The 14,096-nt window shown below is 61.4% G+C and carries 16 protein-coding genes and 1 tRNA gene; 7 read left to right on the plus strand and 10 right to left on the minus strand.

Features of this window, described 5'->3' with window-relative positions:
* Positions 1–72 precede the first annotated feature (72 nt).
* The 5 genes from LDZ28_RS07215 to LDZ28_RS07235 all read right to left on the minus strand — a co-directional run bounded on the left by LDZ28_RS07215 (position 73) and on the right by LDZ28_RS07235 (position 2,257).
* The gene (locus LDZ28_RS07215; RefSeq protein ID WP_244825270.1) at positions 73–717 is read right to left on the minus strand and encodes a TetR/AcrR family transcriptional regulator; all 645 of its coding nucleotides are present in this window, start codon (positions 715–717) and stop codon (positions 73–75) included.
* A gap of 79 nt (positions 718–796) precedes the next feature.
* Positions 797–979 carry a hypothetical protein gene (locus LDZ28_RS07220; RefSeq protein ID WP_244825271.1) on the minus strand — a complete coding sequence of 61 codons (183 nt, stop codon included), beginning with the start codon at positions 977–979 and terminating at the stop codon, positions 797–799.
* A 174-nt stretch (positions 980–1,153) separates the two neighbouring features.
* The gene (locus tag LDZ28_RS07225; protein WP_244825272.1) at positions 1,154–1,438 is read right to left on the minus strand and encodes a DUF1488 domain-containing protein; all 285 of its coding nucleotides are present in this window, start codon (positions 1,436–1,438) and stop codon (positions 1,154–1,156) included.
* A gap of 175 nt (positions 1,439–1,613) precedes the next feature.
* Positions 1,614–1,967, minus strand: coding sequence for a hypothetical protein (locus tag LDZ28_RS07230; protein WP_244825273.1), 354 nt, complete (start codon positions 1,965–1,967; stop codon positions 1,614–1,616).
* Complete coding sequence (locus LDZ28_RS07235) at positions 1,967–2,257, minus strand: hypothetical protein (RefSeq protein WP_244825274.1); 291 nt, start codon at positions 2,255–2,257, stop codon at positions 1,967–1,969. The genes LDZ28_RS07230 and LDZ28_RS07235 overlap by 1 nt, the downstream gene beginning before the upstream one ends.
* Before the next feature lie 272 nt (positions 2,258–2,529).
* On the opposite strand from LDZ28_RS07235, the gene LDZ28_RS07240 reads away from it, so the two are divergent.
* The gene (locus tag LDZ28_RS07240; RefSeq protein ID WP_244825275.1) at positions 2,530–2,880 is read left to right on the plus strand and encodes a hypothetical protein; all 351 of its coding nucleotides are present in this window, start codon (positions 2,530–2,532) and stop codon (positions 2,878–2,880) included.
* A gap of 15 nt (positions 2,881–2,895) precedes the next feature.
* Here the strand turns inward: LDZ28_RS07240 and LDZ28_RS07245 are convergent, their stop codons facing one another.
* From LDZ28_RS07245 to LDZ28_RS07255, 3 genes are all read right to left on the minus strand, one after another.
* On the minus strand, positions 2,896–3,234 hold the full coding sequence (locus tag LDZ28_RS07245; RefSeq protein WP_244825276.1) for a multidrug efflux SMR transporter: 339 nt from the start codon (positions 3,232–3,234) through the stop codon (positions 2,896–2,898).
* Positions 3,235–3,279: 45 nt separating this feature from the next.
* Entirely contained in the window at positions 3,280–3,777 is a 498-nt protein-coding gene (locus LDZ28_RS07250) for a heme-degrading domain-containing protein (protein ID WP_244825277.1), read from the minus strand.
* Between the two features lie 215 nt (positions 3,778–3,992).
* Positions 3,993–4,069, minus strand: a tRNA-Met gene (locus LDZ28_RS07255).
* Positions 4,070–4,270: 201 nt separating this feature from the next.
* On the opposite strand from LDZ28_RS07255, the gene LDZ28_RS07260 reads away from it, so the two are divergent.
* The 3 genes from LDZ28_RS07260 (at position 4,271) to LDZ28_RS07270 (ending at position 5,534) form a co-directional block, all read left to right on the plus strand.
* Positions 4,271–4,642 carry a DUF2946 domain-containing protein gene (locus LDZ28_RS07260; RefSeq protein ID WP_244825278.1) on the plus strand — a complete coding sequence of 124 codons (372 nt, stop codon included), beginning with the start codon at positions 4,271–4,273 and terminating at the stop codon, positions 4,640–4,642.
* Positions 4,643–4,723: 81 nt separating this feature from the next.
* A complete protein-coding gene (copC, locus tag LDZ28_RS07265; protein WP_244825279.1) occupies positions 4,724–5,086 on the plus strand; it encodes a copper homeostasis periplasmic binding protein CopC in 363 nt (120 codons plus the stop codon).
* A 7-nt stretch (positions 5,087–5,093) separates the two neighbouring features.
* On the plus strand, positions 5,094–5,534 hold the full coding sequence (locus LDZ28_RS07270; protein WP_244825280.1) for a copper chaperone PCu(A)C: 441 nt from the start codon (positions 5,094–5,096) through the stop codon (positions 5,532–5,534).
* A gap of 73 nt (positions 5,535–5,607) precedes the next feature.
* Here LDZ28_RS07270 and LDZ28_RS07275 read toward each other — a convergent pair whose 3' ends face one another.
* Positions 5,608–8,160: a penicillin-binding protein 1A gene (locus LDZ28_RS07275; RefSeq protein ID WP_244825281.1), complete on the minus strand. Its 2,553-nt coding sequence runs from the start codon at positions 8,158–8,160 to the stop codon at positions 5,608–5,610.
* A gap of 553 nt (positions 8,161–8,713) precedes the next feature.
* On the opposite strand from LDZ28_RS07275, the gene LDZ28_RS32835 reads away from it, so the two are divergent.
* The 3 genes from LDZ28_RS32835 (at position 8,714) to LDZ28_RS07290 (ending at position 11,360) form a co-directional block, all read left to right on the plus strand.
* Positions 8,714–9,103 carry a hypothetical protein gene (locus LDZ28_RS32835; protein ID WP_250509063.1) on the plus strand — a complete coding sequence of 130 codons (390 nt, stop codon included), beginning with the start codon at positions 8,714–8,716 and terminating at the stop codon, positions 9,101–9,103.
* Positions 9,104–9,310: 207 nt separating this feature from the next.
* On the plus strand, positions 9,311–9,991 hold the full coding sequence (locus LDZ28_RS07285; RefSeq protein WP_244825282.1) for a PspA/IM30 family protein: 681 nt from the start codon (positions 9,311–9,313) through the stop codon (positions 9,989–9,991).
* Positions 9,992–10,130: 139 nt separating this feature from the next.
* A complete protein-coding gene (locus tag LDZ28_RS07290) occupies positions 10,131–11,360 on the plus strand; it encodes a lipopolysaccharide assembly protein LapB (RefSeq protein ID WP_244825283.1) in 1,230 nt (409 codons plus the stop codon).
* Between the two features lie 506 nt (positions 11,361–11,866).
* Here LDZ28_RS07290 and glgX read toward each other — a convergent pair.
* Positions 11,867–14,077, minus strand: a complete 2,211-nt coding sequence (glgX, locus tag LDZ28_RS07295) for a glycogen debranching protein GlgX (RefSeq protein ID WP_244825284.1) — start codon at positions 14,075–14,077, stop codon at positions 11,867–11,869.
* Between the last annotated feature and the right edge of the window lie 19 nt (positions 14,078–14,096).

Consider the following 14,096-nt stretch of genomic DNA (forward strand, 5'->3'; position numbering starts at 1 on the left):
GGTTCGTTCTGTCAGTCAGTTTGGCAGGCCAGATGCCAGCCAGTACTCAACCTGCGGTCAACCTGTTGTTCACTACGCGAGCCACGCGTCGAGCGATAACTCGAGTATCTTGTCCGCAGCCATTGCCCGCGATACGCCGCACAGCGCCAGCGCGACGATGCCATGCAAAGTCGCCCACAACGCCTGAGCGCAATCGGCCGGCAGTGTCTCCGGCGGCAGGCGCTTGAGCCGCCCCGCGGCGCGTAGTTCGACGAAGGCATCGGTCATCGACGAAAGCGCAGCCATGCCGTCATCGGTGCCGTTGGTTCCATCGCCGCGGCGGTCCGCGTCCATGAACATCAGCCGATACGTCTCGGGCTCGGCCAGGCCAAATTCGACATAGACGCGCGCCATTGCTCTAAGACGCGCGGCGGGATCGGCAATGCTCGCTTGCGGCGCAAATGCCGCGCGCAATGTCGCATGTCCTTCTACGCACAAAGCGTGCGCGATGTCCGCGCGGCTCCGAAAATGCAAGTACAAAGCGGCAGGCGAATAGTCGATGGCCTGCGCGAGCCGGCGCATCGAAAGTGCTGCAAAGCCTTCACGCTTCACGATAGCTCGCGATACGTCGAGTATGCGCCCGCGCAAGGCATCCCGCTGCTCTTGCCGCAGCTCACGCGCCTTGCCCGGTGGTGTCGATATGTGTCGCGGCAGATCCATGCGGGATATTGTCGACATCGCCTGTCGGCTAGTCAAACCCGAATTTGCATGACGCGAATGGTCACCGCGGAAGCGGCGCGGCTAGCCAGCAAAACGATCAGACGATCATCTTGCCGCTGTCGCTATCGCGAGGCGCGGCTCGATAAAGCGGCTCGTCGGATTCGCCCAGCAGCACGGAGGCGAAGACGATGCATAGACCCAGAAAAACGACACCGACGGCTGCCCAGATGAGCCATAGTGCGTTCGACTCGATAAGCGAGTGGAAAAAGGAGAGAAACATGACGACCCCGCGCGACTTTTTATAATGGTTGCTCGTTGTGGCTTGCACGATGAAGCGCAGATCCAGAGCAAATGTCGTGCCGCACGAATCGCCATGCGTGCGGCCTGTAGCGAGATAGTACCCGCAAAGCGGAGATACGCAGTCGAATTAACGGAACGCTAGCGTGCGCCGCTTTCAGGCGAGCACGCGTCCTGGCGGAAAATGACCGCTCTTGAGAAGCACGGGCATGCCATTCGTGACTTCCAGATGCTCGCGCGCCACGGCTTCGATGCGCGCACGGCCTGCATCGAAAGCGCTGATCCAGCCGCGGCTGTCGTAAGTCTCGGCGCCGAAATGATCCTCCAGCGCTTCCACCGATATGGCGCACGGTACGCGTCGTCCGTCGACGAGCGCGGCGAATTCGATGGTGAGGTTGGAGTCGCAATAACCGGGCGCGTCCGGAAGGAAACGGATGTCCATGATGTTCTCGTGGCTCAGGCGCGGTTGCTGTCCGAAGAAACCGGCCCCGGAGTGTTACAGCACCGACGCAAAGTCGTTCAGGCATTCCCTGCAGGATTGGTTTCGAGCAAAGGACCGAGGCGCTTATGGTAACTGCGTCGATGCGGCGCGGTCCAGCGGCGCGCAGTGTAGAGCGTCAGGCTGCGAGCACGTCCTCGTTCACATCGACGACGAGCAGCGAGCTCGCCAGCGGATCGGCGTAATTGAAATCGAGCAGGCGGCTCATGTCGCGCACCCGCTCGCATACGCGCTCACGCGCCTCCTCCGACAGATGCGGATAGTCGCGCAGTACCTGCGGCTCGAAACGATAATGCACGCCCCAAGCGATGTTGCCCGGATGATTCGCCACCCCGCTCGTGCGCCAGCTCACGAACAACGCGGGCGTGGCTTCGAGGCCGATCTCCGCGATGTCCGCGCCGCTCGGAAAAAGGTCGATCAGGCAGTTGGCGATGTCATAAAGCACCGCGTGCCGGAGATGAACGGGGCGCATCACGTCATCGGTTTCAACAAGCGGTCGATATACTCGCGCCCCGCCTGTTCGACGTGCGCAAGCGCGGCATCCTCGGTGGCGAAGCGCCGTTCCGGGCCGAGATCGACGAGCGCCTCGAAGCGATGCACATCGTCCGGACCACCACGCGCCAGGCTCACCGAGCCGACATAGATCGGCTTGAGCGCCTGTCCGGCGTTGTCTTCGTTGCGATCGCCATCGTGCGCCTGCACGAGCCGGGCGGACGCGCTGATGTAATACCCTCGGTAAGGACCGGTCACTCTTTCGGCCATCGTGTTGACCTCCTTTTTATGTTGGCGACGAATCACACGTCATGCGGCAATTACAACCGGCGTTTGCATCTATCAGGCGCGCGATCCGGAAAATAGTTCACGCGAAACTGTCTTTACCGCTTAACGCCGTTCGTTCGATGATTCGCAAGCCTCGCGCCCGGTTCGAGCCATCGTGCTTTTTCACGGCGCGTGTAGCGTATGGGACAATGCGTATCCCAAAAAGCCGCTGAAAAAAAGTACCGCGGCGAAGTCATTGCAATCACGAGGAAAAGATGAAGGAATTCGATCGGCGCTCACGCCGGCTCATCGCGCGCGCGGCGGCGCCTGGCATCGCCTTGATCGCGGTTTTTGCCATCGCCGGAACGAGCGGATGTGCTTCGTCCAACGATGCATCGCTCATCAATCTTCCCGATGGCCAGACGGGCTACGCAGTGAACTGCAGCGGCGCCGATGCCGGATCGAGCTGGGCGAGCTGCTATGTGCTCGCGGGCAAGGCATGCGGCGCGACGGGTTACGACATCGTGTCGAAGGACAACGAGGAAGGCGGTCCGAGCGGCGGCGGCTTGAGCAACGTCGTGACGGCAAACGTCAAGAATCGCTCGATGATCGTACGCTGCAAGTAGCGGTGCCGCGCCGCGTCAATGCGCGCTCATCTTCGAAAATACGTTCAGCACGATGACGCCCGCGACGATCAGCCCCATGCCCAACATGGCGGGAATATCGGGCGTCTGCTTGAAGAAGAACGTGGCGACGAGGGTAATCAACACGATGCCCGCGCCCGACCACACGGCATAGACGAGGCCGACCGGCAAGGTCCGCAAGGTCAGCGACAGCAGATAAAACGACAACCCATAGCCGATCACGACGATGGTCGCGGGTAACGCGCGCGTGAAGCCATCGGAGGCGCGTAGCGCGGAGGTCGCGACGACTTCCGCGACGATCGCAATCGCAAGCAACACATAAGCGGTGGAACGCATCGGCTGGTTCGGTCTCCGTTGAGTCTTTGGAATGCGTGACGACGCTCAGACGCGGCCGAGCGACAATGCGGCGAAGTCATGGCCGAGCACCGCGCATAGCGCTTCGACCACCATCTGATGATCTTCGCGCTGAGGCAGCCCCGACACCGTCACGGAGCCGATCACGCCGACATTCGCGACGCGCAGCGGAAAGCCGCCGCCGTGCGCCGAGTAATCGGCGGCATTGAGGCCGTACTTGTCGGCGAGCGTGGTGCCCGCCTGTTGCAGCGAGAGACCGAGCCCGTACGAACTGCGGCGAAAGTGTTCGACAGTCTTCGCCTTGCGTTCTGCCCAGCGCGCGTTGTCGGGCGTGGCGCCATCGAGCGAAGCGAAGAACATGCGCTGACCGAACGTACGCACATCGATGACCACGACCGCGCCGCGCGCCATCGCCATCTCGCGCAGTTGCGTGCCGGTTTGCCAGGCTTCATCGGCATGAAACTGCGGGAACACAAGCGCGCGTTCCTGATGCGCGATGATCTGCAGATCGTGAGGAATATCCATGATGGCGTGTGTCCTTTGAAAAGGTTCGATGTGCGTTAGCGCTCACGAGCTTTAGGGGATTTTGACACGAGGGATACGCAGGCGTTGCGCCGCGTCTGGTCATGAAGTGGAGGTATTGCGACTTGCCTTACTTCCAGTACTGCGCCCATACATGTATGCAACTGCGTGCTGGAAAAGCAAAAGCCCGGCTTTAACCGGGCTTTTGCTTGAATGCTTGGTTGCGGGGGTAGGATTTGAACCTACGACCTTCGGGTTATGAGCCCGACGAGCTGCCAGACTGCTCCACCCCGCGTCCGTCGAAGAAAAGATTATAAGTCATCACTTACTCAAGCGCAATGGTCTTCATGCGTTCTTCTACGTAAGCTCATCTCACGCGGGCAGCAAAACTTCATTGGTTTAGTCGAAAGGCCATCGCGGGGCGCATGGCATAATCGATCGGTCATCGAGCATTGAAAAAAGATTCGGGCACGGCATGCATTACTTGCGTCGCGGCATGATCAGAAAGTTAAGCGGGTTCGCTGCGCTATGCGCGATCCTGCTGCTTTCGTTCGCGCCGCTCGTATCGCAAACGCTGGCTGGCAAGCGCGTCGAAGCGCTTTTCTCGTCCATATGCGCGTCGAGTTCGAATGGCATCGCGCATACGGTCGATACCGCATCGCACGCGAACCATGACGCTCTTTCGCATCTGCAAGCGTGCGGATATTGCGACCTGCTTGCGCATGCGCCTACGCCGCCATCGATGCCGCACGGCTTCGCGGCATCGACTTTGGCCGACGATACTTTCGTCGCCAAGCAAAACAGCACCGCGCCGCATCGCATGCCGCCAGGCGTGGCGCTGCCTCGCGCGCCGCCTGTTCTCGCCTGATACGCGTCCCCCTCTTCCGACATGCCATACCTCGCGTTTGCACGCTTCGCGCGGCAAGCGTGAAAATCACAAGGATGCATCATGAGTACCCTTTCCGCCTTGCGCGGCGCGCTGGCTTGCGCATTCTTCGCATCGGCGTCGTTTGCGTTCGCGCACGCGCTGCCGAAGCTGCAACAGCCTGGCCCTGGCGCGACCGTCAACGCGCCGCACGAAGTATCGATCGACTTCGGCGAAGCGCTCGAACCGACCTTCAGCAAACTGACCGTGACCAATGGTCAGGGCAAGCAGGTCAACACCGAAAAGTCCGTCGTCGATACGAAAGACAAAAAGCACATGAGCGTCGCACTCCACGACTTGCAGCCGGGCGTCTACAAAGTGCAATGGACAGCTGTCGCCGCCGATGGTCATCGCACGCAGGGCAACTATAACTTCACGGTCAAGTGAGAAAGCAATGAAGAAAATCGCTGTATTGTTCGGCGCGCTGACGTGCGCATCTTTCGCGACGCTGACCCATGCCGCGCCGCTCGAAGCGCGCGATTGCTGGGTTCGCGCAATGCCGCCTAACCTGCCATCGTCGGGCTACTTCACGCTGGCCAACAATGGCGACAAAGCCGTCACGCTCACGGGCGTCGATACCCCCGCGTTCGGCATGGCGATGATGCACAAGTCGGATACCAAAAGCGGCACCGCGACGATGGCCCCCGTCGATTCCGTCGATGTCCCCGCGCATGGCACGCTACAGTTCGCACCGAAGGGTTATCACGTGATGCTCGAACAGCCGGGCAAGCCACTCAAGATCGGCTCGACGATTCCGCTCACGTTCAGCTTCGCGGACAAGAGCACGCTCGATGTGAGTTGCGCGGTGAAGTCCGCGGCGACGGTCGGGAACTGAAGCACCGTCACCAATAGAAAACGCGCCGGGTTCGTTCAGAACCACGGCGCGTTTTTTTATCCTGCCTTACCCATCACGGCTTATTGAACATATCCATGATCTGCTTGCGCTCATCGGTGGTGACTTGCGGCGCGGGCGGCGCCTGCATGCCCGCCGGGCCGACGCCGCCCGTGGTGTTGGTATCGCCCGCGGTCGGATTGACGTTGTCCATGCCGATGCTCGCAACGAAGCCCGCACCCGGCGTGCGATCGGCATAGAACAGTTCGCCGTCCACGGTGGTCACGCCGTCGGGCCGCTGCATCTGTTCCTGCGGGATGCCGCGCAGCGCGCGTCCCATGAAGTCGACCCAGATCGGCAACGCAAGCTGCGCGCCGAACTCGCGGCTGCCCAGCGTCTTCGGCTGGTCATAGCCCATCCACGCCACCGCGACGAGCTGATGCTGATAGCCCGCGAACCAGCCGTCCTTGGCGTCGTTGGTCGTACCCGTCTTGCCTTGCAGGTCGCTGCGCTTGAGCACGTTGGTGCCCGAACCCGTGCCCGCCGTCGCCACCGTATGCAACAGGCTATTCATGACGTAAGCGTTGCGCGGTTCGAGCGTTTGCGGCGCGTTCTTGCTGGCCGTGAGCGGATCGGCGCGCGAAATGACGCTGCCGCGCGCATCGGCGACTTCGCCGATCAGATACGGGTTGATGCGATAGCCGCCATTCGCGAACACCGAGTACGCGCCGCTCAACTGCAACGGCGTGACGAGTCCCGCGCCCAGCGCGAGCGGCAGATACGGCGGCGTCTTGTCCTTGTCGAAGCCGAACTTCTGCGTGACGAAGTCCTGCGCGTAGCTCGTGCCGATATACGACAGGATACGAATCGACACCAGGTTCTTCGACTTCTGCAAGCCGGTGCGCATGGACATCGGGCCGTCGGGTTGATCGTCGTCCTTCGGTTCCCAGGCGTCGCCACCGGGCGATGCGGGCGGAAAGTACAGCGGCGCGTCGTTGATGATGGTCGCCGGTCCCAAGCCCTTGTCGAGCGCGGCCGAATAGATGAACGGCTTGAAGCTCGAACCCGGCTGACGCCACGCTTGCGTCACGTGGTTGAACTTGTTCTTGTTGAAGTCGAAGCCGCCGACGAGCGCGCGGATTGCGCCGTCCTGCGGCACCATCGAAACGAGCGCGCCTTCCACTTGCGGCAATTGCGTGATCTGCCACGTGTCCTTCGCGTCCTTCGCCAGCCGGATGATCGAACCCGGCTTGATGGCAAGCGCCTTCGATGCATTGTTGCGCAGCGCGGCCGCGACGAAACGCAGGCCCTCGCCGGAAATGGTGGCCGTATCGCCGCCGACGAATTGCGCGACCACTTGCTTCGCGTTCGCCACGGTCACCACGGCAGCGACGAGTTCGCCGTTGTCCGGATGATCGACGAGCGCATCCTCGATGGCTTCGGCGCGATCGTCCGCGTTGCCAGGCAGAGCGATGCTGCCTTCCGGCCCACGATAACCGTGACGCCGCTCGTAGTCCATGATGCCCTTGCGCACGGCGCGATAGGCCGCGTCCTGATCGGCGGAATCGATGGTCGTCGTGACCGTCAGGCCGCGCGTGTACGCTTCTTCCTTGTACTGCGCGTACATCATCTGCCGCACCATTTCCGCGACGTACTCCGCATGCACACCGTATTCGGTGCCACCCGACTTCGTGCGAAGTTCTTCGGCGACCGCCTGATCGTATTGCTCGCGCGAGATGAAGTGCAGATCGAACATGCGCTTCAGAATGTACTGCTGACGCACCTTCGCGCGCTTCGGATTGACCACCGGGTTATAGGCCGACGGCGCCTTCGGCAAACCGGCGAGCATGGCGGCTTCGGCAAGCGTGATGTCCTTCAGGTCCTTGCCGAAATACACGCGCGCCGCGGCGGAAAAACCATAGGCGCGTTCGCCGAGATAGATCTGATTCATATACAACTCGAGAATCTGGTCTTTCGTCAACGCGCGCTCGATTTTGTAGGCGAGCAGCATCTCGTAGATCTTGCGCGTATAGGTTTTTTCGCTCGACAGAAAGAAGTTGCGCGCGACCTGCATGGTGATCGTACTTGCGCCTTGCGACGCGCCGCCGTGCGTGATGTCGCTTACGCCAGCACGCAGAATGCCGATGAAATCGACGCCACCGTGATCGTAGAAGCGGTAATCCTCGATGGCGAGCACCGCCTTCTTCATCTGGTCGGGAATGTCCTGAAAACGCACGAGGCTGCGGCGCTCTTCGCCGAATTCGCCGATCAGCACGTGATCCGACGTGTAGACCCTGAGCGGCACTTTCGGGCGATAGTCGATCAGCGCATCGAGCGAAGGCAGGTTCGGCTCCATCACGACGAGCGCATAGCCGACGATCAGCCCGCCCACCACCACGCCGATAGCCGCGAGCCCCGCGAACCACAGCGCGACGCGCGCGAGCGGCGAGCGTCGGGAATCGCGCCCGTCGCGGCCGTTCTTTCCATTGCGACCGCCATTGCCGCCATCGCGTCCGTTGCCGCCGTTGCGTCCATTGCCGCCGCCGGCATCGTTGGATGAGTCGTTCCAGCGAGGTTCGCGATTCAGTCGCGATGAATTCGTAGAGTCGGGTCGTTTGATGATAGGCATGACTGGGATCGTTCCGCGCGCTTCGAAGCGCGCGCTCTGTGGCGCCTTGGGTATGTCAGCGCCTGAGCACTTTCAGAAAGACGGGACCAAGCGAATGGGCAGGCCGGCTTCGACCGTGTGGGACGGGTAACCGTGAATAACAGCGCATTTTAAAGAATTCGCAGGCGACACTACAAAACCCGTCGCGATTTTTTGTAAGTAATTGCCGATGTGGCGCCCGAAACCCGGTCTTCGGCGGAAAGGGTCGGGGTTGCACCGGGGTTATCCCCCGAAAGTGTTGAGAGCCTTGTGGACAACCGTATGAGAAAATAGCCAAGTGGTTGATCGCAGAGCAGTTTTGCGAAATGCCCGAGGATCGTCGCCATGCGGTCGCGGCCGCACGCGCGAGCCCGCGAAACCGATATGATTGGTTTTAAGCCACTCAGGTTTCAAGTGGCGCCAGAAGTTGCGGTAAAGAAGTCGTGCCGTTTGATGATAGGGAACGCGGTTCAAGCGCCCACTCGTGCGTACGCGCTTACGCGCTTACAACCGCCCTACTGTTTGCGAGCTGCTCATGACGACCAAGCCTACCGAACGCATCGTTGTTTTCGTGACCCCGGCGCAGAAACTCGCCATCAGCAACACGGCGGATCAGCTCGGCATCAGCGTGAGCGAGCTGATGCGGCGTGCAGTGCTCAACTTCAACGCGACGAGCGAGCAGATCAAGGCAGCGGGTATCGTAGATCGCCTGCGCGCGCCCAAGGCGCCCGATCCACTGACCGTGGCCTTGCGCAGCGTCGCCGCCAAGGCCGCGGCCCGCGAGGCGCGGGAAGCAGCGGCAAGCGCCACCAAGCGCGCGGCCGCGAAGCCTGCGCACCTTCCTGTGCCCGACGAATCCGCAAGTCCCGACGAACCTCTGGACGACGATGCCTCTCTAACCGACGACGGCCGCGCGGACAACTGAAGCACGCGCTGTATTCCGCTTCGTTCGTTTGCACGACGTTACACTCCTTCACCTTGCTTAAGCCCCGATTAAGGCGCGGCATGCTCTAATAAGCGGGGTAAACCCGGTCGTCATCGGCTGGTCAACGACGCTTGCAATCCTGCGCCATGCGCCTCACATTCGAGCCGCGCGGGCTTGCATGCCGCGGTCTTCATCAAGGAGAAATACATGTCGCTTCTGGATTCCATCACGCGCACGGTCAAAGGTCTGCTCAACGACGCAGCCGACACCATGCAGGACCCATCGCGCGATGCGCGGCAGATCGTGCGCGAGCTCGACGACAGCATCGCCAAGGCTGAGAACTCGCTGATCGAAATCGAGGCGCAGGTCGCCACGCAGCAGAGCAAACGCGACGTCGCGGCCGAGAAAGCGAAGAAGTACGAAGACGGCGCGAAGCGCGCGCTGCAAACCGGCGATGAAAGCCTCGCGCGCGAAGCCCTCGCCGCGCAAGCCAACGCCGAAACGGAACGCGATGCCCTCGCCGGCGAATTGCAGACACTCGTGCCTTCCGTGGAGCATTTGAAGCAGCAGATCAACGACATGCGTCAACGTCGCAACGACTTGAACGCGCGCTCGAACATTCTGCAGGCCAAGCAGCAGATCGCGACCGCGAAAGACACGGCCGCGACCGCGCTGGGCGGCATCGGCGGAAAGAATCTGTCCGAAGACTTCCAGAAGCTCGAAGACAAGGTGCAGTTGGCCAACGCGCGCTCGGACGCGCGTCTGAATTCGGCGGATCAGAAGTCGGGCAAGGCGCTCGATGACAAACTCGCGGCGCTCAATCGCGGTCCGTCCGTGGAAGACCGTCTCGAAGCGCTGAAGAAGCAGTTGAATACGCCGGCGCAGTAATATGTTCGTCAGTGCGCGGCGCGGCCCTGGCGGCTCGCGCGCGCGTCGGACGAATCAGCGGGTATCGCGCTTGCATGCATCCGCTTTCCCGATTGCAGCTCAGAAAGGAGACGGGTGCTTATCGCGCCCGGCCTGCAACATGAAAAAGACTCTGTCGGCTCTTGCGCTCTCGCTATCCCTGGCCCTTTGCCTGTCGGTTGCGTCTCCGCTCGCCTTCGCCGTGCCAACCGCGCAGCAAGTCGAGCAGTCGATGACGCAAGGCAACTGGCAAAAGGCCGATTCGCAGTTGAGCGAAGTGCTCGACGCGCATCCGAAGAATGCTCATGCGCATTATCTCTATGCGCAGGTGCTCGATCGCGAAGGCCGCTATAGCGACGCGCTTTTGCATCTTCAACAGGCGCAGTCCATCGATCCCGCGCTTGGCTTCACGACGCCCGCGCGCTTCAACGAAACGCAGGCGCGCATTCAGGCCGATGCGAATCGCGCCAGCATCAGCCCAAACGCCGGTAACGAGACGCGCAGTTCGACCGGCGCGGTCGCGACCAATCCGTTCAATCAGGGCGCACAGGTCGCGCCGCAGAAACATGGACCGTCGATCGGCATGTGGATCGGCTTGATCGTGCTGATCGGTGCGATTGCGCTCGTGCTGCGCTGGGGAATGAAGCGCGCCCGCGTCCGTGACGATGGCCGCGCCGACGACGATCGTCGCACGCAACTCAAGCGCGCGACCGAACTGCTGAACGAAGTGCGTTCGCTCAAGCTCGACGTCCGGCTTTCCACGACGCCTGGGCATGAGGCATTGCTAAAGGAAGTGGAAGGCGCCGAGACGCAATTGCGTGAGATGGTCGAGGCGTTGTCGGATGCCAAAAACCCCGTGCCGCCGTATGCGATTCAGGATTTGGAAAATCAGGTGGCGAGTTTGAAGGCGCGCGCCGAAGGCCGCCCGGACCCGAACGCTGCCCAGGCCGCGGCGCAGGGGCAGTCGGCGTATGCGCAAGAAGCGGAGCGCTTCGGGCGCGGTCAGCAGCAGCCTTACGGGCCGCAGGGGCCTTATCCTCAACAGGGTCCGTATCCGCAGCAAGGGCAACAGCCGCCGGTCGTCATTCAGCAAGGCGGCGGTGCATTCGGCGGCGGCATGGGCGGTTTGTTGACTGGCGTTCTGCTTGGCGAAGCGCTGTCGAACGGACGAGAACGCGTGATCGAGCGTGACGTGCCGGTTGAACGTCGCAACGACAACGGCGGCGGCCTGGACTTCGGTAACGGCGGCGGCGGTGGCGGACTCGACTTCGGCAACGGCTCGAACGATTGGAGCGATGGCGGTGGCGGCGTAGACCTCGGCAGCACGGATGATAGCTGGCGCGATACGTGATTCGCGCGGTTTGAAACTGGCGTTATGAGCCCCGCTTCGTGCGGGGTTTTTTTTGGGGCGCTCGCTTGGCTTTTCGGCCGGAACGTTCAGCATGTGGAGCGTGCGCTAAAGCTCGATATTTCGAGCATTAGCAGCTATGGAGACCGACCCAGTCCGGCACATCGACGAGTGTTGCTGCCATAAGCCCGCGCAAAAGCTCAATACATCAGGGACGCGAAAGGCTCACCCCCCGCCACCCAAAAACCGCAACAACGCCCACAAGAACTTGAAGAACCCAACCACGAATTCCCAAATGCGTTCGAGCTGATCCCACGTTGCAACGCGCACCAACACTTGCAGCATCATGCGCCAGGCGCCGCGCGAAGTCTTTCATGCAACTGCACAGGGAAAAAGAAGCGAAATGGCATGGTTAAAAAAAGAGGCGGCTCGCCGCCGCCTCGTCGTCATCGAGGGAACTGCATGATAACCGCTTGCGTCCGGTCACTACGCAAGGGTCATCTCATTCCTCACGCGGCCGGTTTGTCTTCCGGCGCATCGGGCGGCACGTCATCCGTCAGCGCTTCTTCCAGTCGCTTGAAGATTCGCCGCGTCGCGCCGCGCGCATGCAAGGCCAACAGCAGCAGCGAACGCCCTGTCACCTGATACACGTTGCCCGAGTCGAAATCTTCCAGTTCCTCGCGAATCGGCGCGTTCGTATCGATGAGGCAACTCCACTGATCCGAGCCCGGGATATCAGGCAGCTTGAAATCCACGACATCGTGATATGAATTGACGATCAGCAGCAACGTCGCATCGGATGCCGGCTTGCGAATGCCCGTCGCCTGCGCGCGACCGTCGAGCACCATGCCGAAGCAGCGCATGTTCGGGTCGCCCCATTGCTCGTCCGACAGTTCCTGGCCGTCCGGACTAAGCCACTTAACGTCCGCGACTTCGAGATCCTGGCGATACTCGCCCGTCAGGAAGCGCTGACGCCGCAGCACGGGCAGCGTATGACGCAAGGTCGTCAATTTGCGGACAAACTCGGTAAGCGCGCGACCTTCGTCGTCGATATCCCAGTTCACCCAGCTGATATCGTCGTCCTGACAATACGCGTTGTTGTTACCCTCTTGCGTGCGGCCGAATTCGTCGCCGGCCAGGATCATCGGCGTGCCTTGCGAGAACAGGAGCGTCGCGAGCAAATTGCGCTTCTGGCGCTCGCGCAGCGCGCGAATCTCGGGATCGTCGGTCGGACCTTCCACGCCGCAGTTCCACGACTTGTTGTCCGAATGGCCGTCCTTGTTGTCTTCGCCGTTCGCGTCGTTATGCGTGTCGTTATAGGAGACGAGATCGTTGAGCGTAAAGCCGTCGTGCGCCGTGATGAAGTTCACGCTCGCCCACGGACGGCGTCCGCGCTTGTTGAACTTGTCGCCCGACGCGGTCATGCGCGTGGCGAGTTCTGGCGCTTCGCCTTCGTCGCCCTTCCAGAAACCGCGCACGGTATCGCGATAACGATCGTTCCATTCCGCCCAGCCCGGCGGGAAACCGCCGACCTGATAGCCGCCCGGACCGCAATCCCACGGCTCCGCAATCAGCTTCACGGTCGCGAGGATAGGGTCCTGACGGCAGCTGTCGAGGAACCCGCCGCCTTCGTCGAATCCATAGGTCTCGCGTCCGAGAATGGTGGCGAGGTCGAAGCGGAAGCCATCGACGTTCATTTCCGTCACCCAGTAACGCAGGCTGTCGGTGACCATCTGCAAGACGCGCGGATGCGAAAGATTGAGCGTGTTGCCCGTGCCCGTATCGTTGATGTAGTAACGCGGCTCGTCCGGCATCAGCCGATAGTACGACGCGTTGTCGATACCCCGGAACGACAGCGTCGGCCCGCGTTCGTTGCCTTCGGCGGTGTGGTTGTAAACCACGTCGAGGATCACTTCGAGGCCGGCTTCGTGCAGGCGGTCGACCATCTCCTTGAACTCCGCGATCGCACCCGAACCGCGCGCAAAGAAGCGCGGATCGGCAGCGAAAAAGCCGATGGTGTTGTAGCCCCAGTAGTTCGTGAGTCCCTTGTCGAGCAGGTAGCTGTCGTTGACGAACGCCTGAATCGGCATCAGTTCAACGGACGTTACGCCCAGACTCTTGATGTAATCGACGATTTCCTTCTGGCCGAGCCCTTCGAATGTGCCGCGCATATGCTCGGGAATCGCCGGATGGCGCTTCGTGAAGCCGCGCACGTGGGTCTCGTAAAAGATCGTGTGTTCCCAAGGCACGCGGCCACGTGTCGGATGCGTCCACGAGAACGTCTGATCGACGACCTGGCACTTCTGCATGAAAGGCGCGCTGTCGCGTTCGTCGAAGGTGAGATCGTCGCCTTCCGCGTTGAGCGTGTAGCCGAACACGGCGGGGTCCCACTTTAGTTCGCCAACGTGCGCCTTGGCATACGGGTCGAGCAGCAGCTTGTTCGGATTGAAGCGATGTCCCGCTTCGGGCTCGTACGGTCCGTGCACGCGATAACCATAGACCGCGCCAGGCGCCAGGTCGTTGATGTAGACATGCCAGACTTCGTCGGTATATTCGGGTAATTCGATGCGATGCGTCTCCTGCTCGCCCTTTTCGTCGAAGAGGCACAGCTCGACTTTGGTGGCGTGGGCGGAAAACAGCGCGAAGTTGACGCCTTTTCCGTCCCAGGTCGCGCCGAGCGGAAAGGGAGAGCCCTCGGCAATGCGGAGTTCGTTCGGCATGAGATGATGAGTTCGAATA

Source organism: Caballeronia sp. TF1N1 (assembly GCF_022878925.1).
Taxonomy (GTDB): Bacteria; Pseudomonadota; Gammaproteobacteria; order Burkholderiales; family Burkholderiaceae; genus Caballeronia.

What these genes read in the sequence shown, in the direction of transcription:
- LDZ28_RS07220 (WP_244825271.1), bottom strand. Translation starts at nt 979, where the DNA reads ATGTTTCTCTCCTTTTTCCACTCGCTTATCGAGTCGAACGCACTATGG.
- glgX (WP_244825284.1), bottom strand. Translation starts at nt 14,077, where the DNA reads ATGCCGAACGAACTCCGCATTGCCGAGGGCTCTCCCTTTCCGCTCGGC.
- LDZ28_RS07270 (WP_244825280.1), top strand. Translation starts at nt 5,094, where the DNA reads ATGAAGAAAATCGCTGTATTGTTCGGCGCGCTGACGTGCGCATCTTTC.
- copC (WP_244825279.1), top strand. Translation starts at nt 4,724, where the DNA reads ATGAGTACCCTTTCCGCCTTGCGCGGCGCGCTGGCTTGCGCATTCTTC.
- LDZ28_RS07275 (WP_244825281.1), bottom strand. Translation starts at nt 8,160, where the DNA reads ATGCCTATCATCAAACGACCCGACTCTACGAATTCATCGCGACTGAAT.
- LDZ28_RS32835 (WP_250509063.1), top strand. Translation starts at nt 8,714, where the DNA reads ATGACGACCAAGCCTACCGAACGCATCGTTGTTTTCGTGACCCCGGCG.
- LDZ28_RS07240 (WP_244825275.1), top strand. Translation starts at nt 2,530, where the DNA reads ATGAAGGAATTCGATCGGCGCTCACGCCGGCTCATCGCGCGCGCGGCG.
- LDZ28_RS07215 (WP_244825270.1), bottom strand. Translation starts at nt 717, where the DNA reads ATGTCGACAATATCCCGCATGGATCTGCCGCGACACATATCGACACCA.
- LDZ28_RS07245 (WP_244825276.1), bottom strand. Translation starts at nt 3,234, where the DNA reads ATGCGTTCCACCGCTTATGTGTTGCTTGCGATTGCGATCGTCGCGGAA.
- LDZ28_RS07260 (WP_244825278.1), top strand. Translation starts at nt 4,271, where the DNA reads ATGATCAGAAAGTTAAGCGGGTTCGCTGCGCTATGCGCGATCCTGCTG.
- LDZ28_RS07290 (WP_244825283.1), top strand. Translation starts at nt 10,131, where the DNA reads ATGAAAAAGACTCTGTCGGCTCTTGCGCTCTCGCTATCCCTGGCCCTT.
- LDZ28_RS07235 (WP_244825274.1), bottom strand. Translation starts at nt 2,257, where the DNA reads ATGGCCGAAAGAGTGACCGGTCCTTACCGAGGGTATTACATCAGCGCG.
- LDZ28_RS07230 (WP_244825273.1), bottom strand. Translation starts at nt 1,967, where the DNA reads ATGCGCCCCGTTCATCTCCGGCACGCGGTGCTTTATGACATCGCCAAC.
- LDZ28_RS07285 (WP_244825282.1), top strand. Translation starts at nt 9,311, where the DNA reads ATGTCGCTTCTGGATTCCATCACGCGCACGGTCAAAGGTCTGCTCAAC.
- LDZ28_RS07250 (WP_244825277.1), bottom strand. Translation starts at nt 3,777, where the DNA reads ATGGATATTCCTCACGATCTGCAGATCATCGCGCATCAGGAACGCGCG.
- LDZ28_RS07225 (WP_244825272.1), bottom strand. Translation starts at nt 1,438, where the DNA reads ATGGACATCCGTTTCCTTCCGGACGCGCCCGGTTATTGCGACTCCAAC.